The sequence below is a fragment of the Phreatobacter sp. genome (genome assembly GCF_030691135.1).
In the GTDB taxonomy this organism is placed as follows: Bacteria; Pseudomonadota; Alphaproteobacteria; order Rhizobiales; family Phreatobacteraceae; genus Phreatobacter.
Window position 1 is genome coordinate 1 of the sequence record NZ_JAUYFA010000094.1, and the last position, 9,737, is coordinate 9,737.

General features: G+C 64.6%; 5 protein-coding genes. 2 read left to right on the plus strand and 3 right to left on the minus strand.

Annotated elements, in window-relative coordinates; genetic code table 11:
* Window positions 1–2,676, minus strand: a 2,676-nt coding sequence (locus Q8O26_RS17855) for a beta strand repeat-containing protein (RefSeq protein WP_371134601.1), incomplete at its 3' end; no start/stop codon positions are given.
* 347 nt (window positions 2,677–3,023) lie between these two features.
* Between Q8O26_RS17855 and Q8O26_RS17860 the strand changes: the two genes are divergently transcribed.
* The gene (locus Q8O26_RS17860; protein WP_371134603.1) at window positions 3,024–3,512 is read left to right on the plus strand and encodes an Lrp/AsnC family transcriptional regulator; all 489 of its coding nucleotides are present in this window, start codon (window positions 3,024–3,026) and stop codon (window positions 3,510–3,512) included.
* 414 nt (window positions 3,513–3,926) lie between these two features.
* Here the strand turns inward: Q8O26_RS17860 and Q8O26_RS17865 are convergent, their stop codons facing one another.
* Together Q8O26_RS17865 and Q8O26_RS17870 are read right to left on the minus strand one after the other, a co-directional pair.
* Window positions 3,927–5,255: an HlyD family type I secretion periplasmic adaptor subunit gene (locus Q8O26_RS17865; RefSeq protein WP_305578058.1), complete on the minus strand. Its 1,329-nt coding sequence runs from the start codon at window positions 5,253–5,255 to the stop codon at window positions 3,927–3,929.
* Window positions 5,252–7,045, minus strand: coding sequence for a type I secretion system permease/ATPase (locus Q8O26_RS17870; RefSeq protein ID WP_371134602.1), 1,794 nt, complete (start codon window positions 7,043–7,045; stop codon window positions 5,252–5,254). Before Q8O26_RS17870 ends, Q8O26_RS17865 begins: the two co-directional genes overlap by 4 nt.
* 528 nt (window positions 7,046–7,573) lie before the next feature.
* On the opposite strand from Q8O26_RS17870, the gene Q8O26_RS17875 reads away from it, so the two are divergent.
* Window positions 7,574–9,737: M10 family metallopeptidase C-terminal domain-containing protein (locus tag Q8O26_RS17875; protein ID WP_305578060.1), on the plus strand; the 2,164-nt coding region annotated here is incomplete at its 3' end.

The following is a 9,737-nucleotide window of genomic DNA, read 5'->3' on the forward strand; positions in this document are numbered from 1 at the left end:
CCACTGGGTGCCGAGCGCGCCGCTCACCGTGCCCCATCCGGCGAAGGCGCCGTTGTTCATGTCAGCGTAGTAGGTGGTTCCGTTCGCCGTATTCTGGACGATGACGTCGCGATAGCCGTCATTGTCGACATCGGCCGAGCCCCGGACGTCCCAGCCGGCGAGGCCGTTCGCCACCACGCTCCAGCCGGCATTGGTGCCGCCGAGCATGTTCACCCACCAGATGTCGGAGGTCGCGGTATTGCGGAAGACCACGTCGGCATAGCCGTCGCCGTTGAGGTCGCCGGCCTCGCGCGCCACCCACTGCGAGCCGACTGCGCCCGACACGAGGCCCCACTGGTTGTTGACCATGTCACGATAGTAGGTCGTGCCATCTGCGATGTTCTGGACGAGAACATCCGAGGCGCCATCGGTGTTGAAGTCGCCGAGGCCGACGGTGCGCCAGCCGGTGCCGAGATTGGGGCCGAGAACCCAGCCGCCGAAGGTCCCGCCGGCATTCATGTCAGCGATATAGTTGACGCCGGTGGCGGTATCGCGCACCAGCACGTCGGCCGTGCCGTCCCGCGTCACGTCGCCGGAGGCGATCGCCTGGAAGGCGCTGGTGAGCCCCGTGTTGACCACGCCCCAGACCGGAGCGCCGGAGGCGATGTTCACCGTGTAGATCGACCCCGTGTTGGTGTCCTGCACCAGCGTGTCGGCCCGCCCGTCGCCGGTGAAGTCATCGCTGCCGACCAGCCGCCAGCCGGCGGGCAGCGAGCCCAGCACATTGTTGAAACCGGATCCGGTGCCGGCATTCATGTTCTGGTAGAGGATCTGACCGGTTGCGGTGTTCTGGAACAGAGCGTCGTCATAGAGCGAGCCGTCGATGTTGGCGACGAGGTTCTGCTGGATGCCGGCGTTGCCGAAGGCCTGACCGCCGCTGTTGAAGCCCAGGGTCTCGACATTGACGAGGAGGTCGACGCCGTCGTTGCCGGTGACCGCCGACACCTGCGTATAGAAGGTGCCGGCCGAGACGAAGCTGCGGACCAGATAATTGGACCGCGAGGCGAGCCAGATCGCGGCATCGTTGCCTGTGCCGCCGTCGATCGCGTCGTTGCCCGCGCCGCCCGTGATGAGGTCGCTGCCATCGCGGCCGATGATCGTGTCGTTGCCCGCACCCCCGTCCAGGGCGTTCTCGAAGACACTGCCGAGGATCGTGTCAGCGTTGTTGGTACCGGTCAGGTTCTCAAAACCGAGCATCTCCTCTTCATTGCCACCCGTATCCCCTGCCAAGCCGAGCTGGAGATCGAAGGTCGCGCCGATTTCGTTGACGGCAGACCAATCGATCCTGTCGACACCGATCCCCCCATTGAAATAGTCCGACCCAATACTGGTAACGACAAAGATCGTGTCATTGCCATCATCACCAAAAATGGACGTGTTTCCGGATCCATTTGCTTCGGTAATCTCGTCGTTTCCATTCCACCCGTGGACAATTTCAGATGTCTGCCCAATGATATCATGGCCATTGGTGCCGACCTGCCATCCCTCCGGCGCGTAAACGGGCGTGTTGACCGCGTTCCGCGTATCCAGAATCTCCATCATCACGGTCGATGTGTTCTGCAGCCAGACGACGGCAAAGCGTCCATCCTCCAAACCAACCACGGTCGGCTGGGACGGATCCGGCCCTGCAATCATGAAAACACCGAGTACGACGCCCTGAGAGCTGACATGCTCGACCCGCAGACCCGACGTCTGGTCATCATCGTAGACGACGACAAAATTGCCATCTGCCAGAGCCGTGACGCTCGACTCGTTGTTGTTGTTTGTGAATGAGCCGGTGCCGACGTAATCGGGCGCGCTCACCGCGCCGGATTCGTCGAACATCTGCCAGCCGACATCGGTGGCCGAACCCTGCCTCGTCCAGGAAATGACGAAACGGCCGTTATCCAGCGCGGTGATGTCCGGGTCGATCTCGTTGATGAGGTTCGCGTCGGTGTTGGGCACGACAAAAGCGCTGAGGAAAGCACCCGCACTGTCGTAGATTGTATAGATGATCGATGGGTCCGAACCACCGATGCGCATCACGACGGCATATTTCCCCGAAGACAGAACGGCAACTTCGGGACCTGTCGCGCCCTCTGCCGAATCTGACACCACGATTTCAGGGCCATAGGTGCCCGTGGTCGGATTGTATATTTTGCCGATGACCTTGTTGATCCCGGATTCGAACCGTTCATAGACGACCATCGCAGTCGTCGCATTCATCACCGCCATGCGTGGATTGGACACGTTGGGGGCATTCGTCGAAAAATCGATCTCGACCGTGCTGCCGTTCGACACGGTGCCCAGGGCATTGAACTGATCGAGAAAGATCGACCTCACACCATTCGATGCCTGGCTTTCATAGACTGCGGTAAATCCACCATCGGGAAGGGCCGCGAGGCTGACGAGTTGCTCGTTGCCGAGCTGGGAGAACTGATTGACACGGAACTCGGTCCCGACGCGGTTTCCCAGAGGGTCGAAGACTTGCCCGATGATATCCCGACCGGCTGGCGCGCCCGGGCCGGTATCGTTCGAACTGTGCCAGGCGACGAGCATATTGCCGTTCGACAGCTGGATCATCGTCGGTCGGGATACTGACCCGCCTGCCGGAGCGACAACGAACTCTTGAAGCCAAGAAACGGGAACATTGGGCATGACAGTCTCCGGATGCCGTGGGGCTATGTGCGGTCGTCAAGGAACGACGTGCGGGCGACGCAGCCTTTGCGGTGCGTCCGCACGTCTTCTGAAAGACCGCATCCGGGCCGGATGAACTGCCGCCCGCGCGGGTGGCCCACGTACATCCAGATGCGTTGGCTCACTGTGGTTTTGGCGAAAGGCGATTGCGCGCCCCTCGCGAAAACCGTCTAATCACAGCCGTTCTGGCCGGCCTGACATGTGCGATCTATTGAACAGAAAAATCCTGTTTGACCGCATTATTTATGTCTATTAGTGGAATTTGCCACATAATATTCTGGAAAACAAGGCCCTTGGCAGCGGAGACGATGTTGGCTGAGTTCGATTCGACGGATCGCAAACTGATTGGCCTTTTGCAGGCCGATACGCGGCCTTCACTGGCTGAAATGGGCAAGGAAATCGGCCTCTCGGTCTCCTCCACCAAGGAACGCATTGGAAAATTGGTCGACAAGGGCGTGATCACGGGGTTTCACGCCCATGTCCATGCGGAGGCGCTGGGGCTGGACCTGCTGGCGTTTCTGTTCGTGGGCTGGAGCGACCCCGCAACCGAGAAGCCGTTTCTCGCGCGCATTCTGGCGGAGCCTTGCGTGCTCGAATGCCACCATGTCACTGGCGTGTGGAACTACGCGCTGAAAGTGCGCGTGAAAAACCCGCGGATGCTGGAGGGTTTGCTCGCCAATGTGATCAAATCCGTCCCTGGCGTGGAGCGCACCGAGACGATCATCGCGCTGTCGACCCGCAAGGAAACCACCCAGTTGCCGACGGAGCCGCCGCTCTGGATGGCACCGAAAACCTGACGAGGGCTTGATGGTGAAGCCCGGTCGGTGAGACGCAATGCCCCCCAGATGATCTGGTTCGGGATGTTGCCGACCGGGGGGCCGAGGAAATCGGACCATCGCGTTTCCACCGGCGCGCAGGATGGCGAATGGTCGGTTGCAGGCCATCGCGGGAGAGTCCTCCCGCATGGCAGCACGTCGTAGCCCTCATCGCCGATGACACAGTCCGGGCCCGATTTGCCATCATCGCCTCGGTCGCCAGGCAACGGGTGGTCGGTACCTTCGCCGAACACAATCGTCCTCCCCGTCACAGGCAGAGGCTGTGTGCTAGCCGCGCAGCCTGCAACGCTGCACCTGTTACCATCGACACCACGCGCAACGCGGACACGCCAACGCCCTGCGACCGGACACTCCCGCGGCGGCCGGGTTCCGGTGCTAGCGTTCCCGGAAGGCCTTGGCGAACTGGTCGAGGACCGGCCTGACGAGATAGCTGACCGGGGAGCGGTCGCCGGTCGCCAGGAAGACGTCGGCCTGCATGCCGGCACTGATGGTCAGCGGCGCGATGCGGGCGAGTTCGGCCGGCGGAATGGTGATGCGGACGATGTAGTAGGTCAGCCCTGTCTGCTGTTCGCGGGTGACGTCGGGGGCGAGGCGCGAGACGGTTCCGGTGAGTTCCGGCGTCGTCCGCTGGTTGAAGGCACGCAGCCGGATCTGGGCCTGCTGGCCGAGCGAGACGAGGTCATAGTCGGTGGCGGCGATCTGCGCATCGAGATGCAGCAGCTCGCCGGAGGGAACGATCAGCATGGCCGGTTCGGCAGCGCTGATCACGCCGCCCACCGTATGCGCCTGCATCTGATGGACGATGCCGGACGCCGGGGCGCGGATGTCGACGCGCTTCAGCTGGTCCTCCGCCGCGGTGCGCCGTTCCAAGAGCTCGCCCATGCGCCCCTGGATGTCGCGCAGCTCCTTCATGGCCTCCGAGCGCCGCTCCTCGGTCAGCTGGATGATCTGCAGTCCCGTCTCGGCGATGCGGCCCTGGACCTGGGCGATCTGCGCGGTGAGCAGGCCCTTCTGCCCTTCGAGGGACGATTCCTCCCTTTCGAGCTGCGACAGCCGGGTGATCTGCACGAGGTTGCGGGTGAACAGGTCGCGGACCCCGGTCAGCTCGCGCTGGATCAGCTGGGCTTCCCGCACCTTGGCCGCACGCTGCTGCGACAGGCCCTCGATCTCGGACTGCATCTGCCCGATCCGCTGGGCGAGCTGCGCCCGCTGCCCCTCCAGCGCCGTCGCGCGGATGGCGAAGAGGCGCTGTTCGGCGGCCAGAAGGTCAGCCACCGTGGGATCGGTGACGGCACGCGCCCCGAGGCTCGCCGGGACGATGACGCCGCCGGCCTGGTCGCGTTCGGCCTCCAGCCGCGCCGAGCGCACGACGAACTCGTCGATCTGGCGCGTCAGGATCTGCAGGTTGGCGCGTGCCATGGTGTCGTCGAGGCGGATCAGCAGATCGCCTTCCCGCACCACCTGGCCTTCGCGGACACGCAGCTCGCCGACGATGCCGCCCTGCTGGTGCTGCACCTTCTTGACGCTGTTCTCGACGACGAAATTGCCCTGGGCGACGACCGCACCCGCGATCGAGGCGCGGGCCCCCCAGACGCCGAGCGTGCCGAGAAAGATGACGAGGGCGAGGTAGCCCGCGCGCTTCGCCTTGCCGCTGGCCCGGTCGATGTCCGGCGCAAGGCCGGGCTGACGATCATCCCGGCTCATGGCTGACCTCCGGTTCCGCCCACCGTCGTCAGCGGCTTGCCCGTCTTCATGGTCTGCGCCGGCATGGGGCGTCGCATCATCTTCTGCAGCACTTCGTCCCGCGGCCCGAAGGCCTGCAGCTGTCCAAGCGCCATCACGCCGACCAGATCGACGGCCGCGAGGCCCGACGGCCGGTGGGTGACCACGACGCAGATGCCGCCGCGGGCCTTGACGCCGCGGATCGCTTCGGTGAGCGCCTCGTCGCCGTCATTGTCGAGGCTGGCGTTCGGCTCGTCGAGGACGACGAGGAAGGGGTCGCCATAAAGCGCCCGCGCCAGGGCGATCCTTTGCCGCTGCCCGCCGGACAAGGCCGTGCCGCGCTCGCCGATCACGGTATCGTAGCCGTTCGCCAGTCCGACGATCATGTCGTGCGCGCCGGCGGCGGCGGCGGCCTTCAGGACCGCCTCGGAGGTCATGGCGGGATCGAGCCTGGCGATATTCTCGGCGACCGTGCCGTCGAAGAGCTCGACATCCTGCGGCAGGTAGCCGAGCGCCCGGCCGAGCTGCTCGGGATGCCACTGGTCGAGGCGTGCCCCGTCGAGGCGGACAGCGCCGCCGACCAGCGGCCAGACGCCGACGAGCCCGCGCGCGAGCGTCGACTTGCCCGAGCCGGATGGACCCACCAGCCCGACCGCCTGTCCCGCCTGCAGCTGGAAGGTGACGCCCTGCACGATGACGCGCTGCGAACCGGGAGCGGCGATCGTCGCCTCGCTGACCTGCAGCGATTTGTGGGGCCTGGGCAGGTCGATCGCCTTGTCCTGCTGCTGGAGATGCGACGCGATGGACTTCAGGCGCTGATAGCCCTGACGCGCCGCGACGAAGCTCTTCCAGTGCGCGACGGCCAGTTCGATCGGTGCCATGGCCCGGCTGGTCAGGATGGAGGCCGCGATCATCGCACCGGGGCTCAGCTCGCCGCGCACCACGAGCCAGGCCCCGAGGCCGAGCACGGCGGACTGCAGCCCGAAGCGCACCACCTTGGCATAGGCTCCGATCCCGCTGGCGGCGTCGGACAGCGTGAGGCCGTCCCTGACGTGGCCGTCATGCGCCTTCTGGTGACGCGCGCTGAACGCCGTGGTCATGCCGAGGGCGCGGATCGCCTCGGCATTGCGGCGGCCGCTTTCGGCGATGGTCGTGCGCTCCGCGCCGCTGGTCATGACGGCGCGGGTCGGGCCGGCGCTCTTGCGGTCGGTGAGCCAGGTCAGGGCGAGGATCACCACCCCGCCCGCCACCGTCAGCCATCCGAGCAACGGGTGCAGGAGGAAGCAGGCCGCCAGGAAGAGCGGCATAAACGGCATGTCGATGAGCGCGGTCGGACCGAGGCTGCCGAGAAACCCGCGCAATGCGTCGAGATCGCGGATCGGCTGCTGCGGGGCGCCCGGCTTGGCACCCATCAGCGGCAGGGTGACGACCGCCCGCCCGGCAAGCGGCGAGAGCTCGCGGTCGATCTTGGCGCCGATGCGGCTCAGCAGCTTCAGCCGGAACGCGTCGAGAGCACCTTGCAGCATGAAAGCGGCCAGGGCGATCAGGGACACCGCGACGAGCGTCTGCATCGAGCGGCTCGCCAACACCCGATCGTAGACCTGCAGCATGTAGAGCGGGCCGGTAAGCATCAGCACATTCACGAAGGCTGAGAAGATGGTCACATGCAGCCAATCGCCGCGCACCATGCGGAAGGCGCGCTTGACCGGGTCCTCGTGGGGGGCGTGACCTGGAAGGGGGGGGAACTCACGCAGAACTCCGCGGCTGCTCATGGCGGACTGGAAGATGCACCCGGGGATCGGCTGGCATGCCTACCCACAGTTGATCGCCATCCCGCTACCACAATTGGTTCTGCGGGGCGACGGGATTTTGAGGTCTATGCGGCAGGACCGGCGGATTCGGTCAGTCGGAGGGTCGTGAGGAAGGGGAGCGTCCCGGAGGCTCTGATGCCGACGAAGCCGCAATCTGCGCTGGTCCGTTGATGCACCATGGATCGCTTCTTTCAGTCGCGCAACGGCACCGTGCACTTCTTCTCGCCCACGGCGGCATGTCGGCCGCGAGCCAGCCTGACCCATGCGATCAATAGCCGACATCACCTAACGGTCGTTGTTTGCCGCATGATGTTGCCGTTGCATCAATCTTTTTGGGTGATTGGAGTCGATGTATTCGGTCTTGCAGTCAACCCAAAGTGGCGCCAGAATTCTTGACGTTAAAGGCAGATTTTTTGGCAGTGAGTTAAGTCAGCATAGCGAGATTGTTGGCATTCTGAAGCGCGATCCTCTGGCTGGAATTTCTTCACCATGTGCTTTGTCTGCCTGCTGAACGTATCTGGTGACAGGCCCGCCGGATCGCTCTCGCCTTGGGGGTGTGACGATCCGGATATCCTCCTGAATACGCCGCCAGGTGGCGGGTTCACCATCGGAGAGGTCTATGTCGCCGAGGGCACCCACTGGACGAACGGGATCACGGGAACCGCGCAGACTTCAGGTCCGGCCGGTGACACGGTCCCCGATTCGACCGCGACGACCTTCACGATTGCCTCTGGGCAAGCCGTCACCGGCTTCGTCAACTCGGCGACCGACGCCGACTGGTTCCGCATCACGCTCACGTCCGGGGTAAGCTACACGTTCGGCGGGTTCGGCTTCGGCCGCGGCTCTCTGCCCAACCCGGAGATCACCCTGTACAACGCGTCAGGGGTACAATTGGCCTACGACGATGACAGCGGGCCGCTTTCCTATTCGCGTCTCAGCTATACGGCGACGACGTCGGGCACCTTCTATGTCGCCATGAGCGGTGCGGGGACGTCGGCCGGTCAATACATGCTCACCGCCAATGCCGGCAGTTCGGTTTACTACCCGAACCTGACAGTGGCGCAGATCGCCGATCAATTGACCCACACCTATTGGGAGTCGACCGGCCGGTCCGCCGTGCGATGGAACACGAGCACCGTCAGCTTCAACGTGGCGGCGCTCGAGCCGGAGCGCGCCATCCTCGCCCGGCTGGCCTTCGCCGCCTGGTCCGACGTCTGCGGCTTGACCTTCAACGAGGTATCGACCGGCGGGGCCATCGTGCTCGACGACGAGATGGATGGCGCCTATGCCAGCACCAGCAGTTCCGGCGGCTTCATCACATCGTCCTTCATCAACATCGCCAAGACCTGGAGCGGTGGCACCGACGCCTTTGACAGCTATACCTACCAGACCTATCTCCATGAGATCGGTCACGCGCTGGGCCTGGGCCATGGCGGACCCTATAACGGGTCTGCGAGCTGGAGCATCGACAACGCGTACGCCAACGACATCTGGCAATACACGCTGATGTCCTATTTCGACGGCGCCGACCCCAATCCCGACCTCGCAACGTACCGGTTCACGATGACGCCCATGCTCGCGGACATCCTCGCGGTGCAGAACCATTACGGCGCCCGCGCCTCGCGCACGGGCGACAACATCTACGGCCACAACGCAAATGCCGGATCGGTCTACAGTTTCACCACCTACGGCACGGCACCCAGTTTCACCATTTACGACAGCGGCGGCAACGATACTCTGAATGCATCGGGCTATTCCGCCAACCAGACGATCAATCTCGCTTCCGGGGCTTTTTCGAGCATCGGCGGACTGTTGAACAACATTGCCATTGCCGTCGGTACGGTGATCGAGAACGCCGTCGGCGGTTCGGGCGCCGACACGATGTTCGGCAATGAGGCCGGCAACAACCTCACCGGCGGCGGGGGCGGCGATACGATCGTCGGCGGCGGCGGCAACGACCTCGGCACCGGCGGCGCCGGCAATGACGGGATCGACGGCGGCAGCGGCGCCGATGCCGCGCTGTTCTCCAGCGCGCGGGCCAACTATCTCGTGCGCTCCTTCGCCTCCGGCGGCCAGTTTTTCACGCAGGTGTCGGCGGCGTCCGGCACGGATGCAGTCGATACGCTGATCAACATCGAAGCGCTGGGCTTCAACAGCGGGGCTCAGGCCTTCGGTCTCGCCGGCATCCAGCAGAACCGCGTCTCCAACATGGACGGTTCGCTCTTCGACGACGTCCTGTTCCAGAACAGCGCCACGGGTCAGGTGATCTTCCAGAACATGAATGCCGGTGCGGCATCCGGGTTCGGCAGCGTGCTGGGCTCGCTGCCCGCCGGCTGGCGGCTGGTCGGCAGCGACGACTTCACCGGTGACGGGCGGTCCGAGGCGCTGGTGCAGAATACCACCAACGGTGCCATCTACACGGTCAACATCGCCTCGGGTGCCCCGGTCTGGGGCGTGGTCAGCACGGGGCTCACCAGCACCTACCAGGCGATCGCATCCGGCGACGTCACCCGCGACGGCACGGCCGACGTGCTGGTGCGCGATACCGCCACCGGCGTCAACTATAACGCTGACATGCATGCCGGCGGGACCTTCGGCGGCTGGGTCCTCGGCCCCAATCTCGGCACCGGCTGGCGCACCGTCGGCCTCGGCG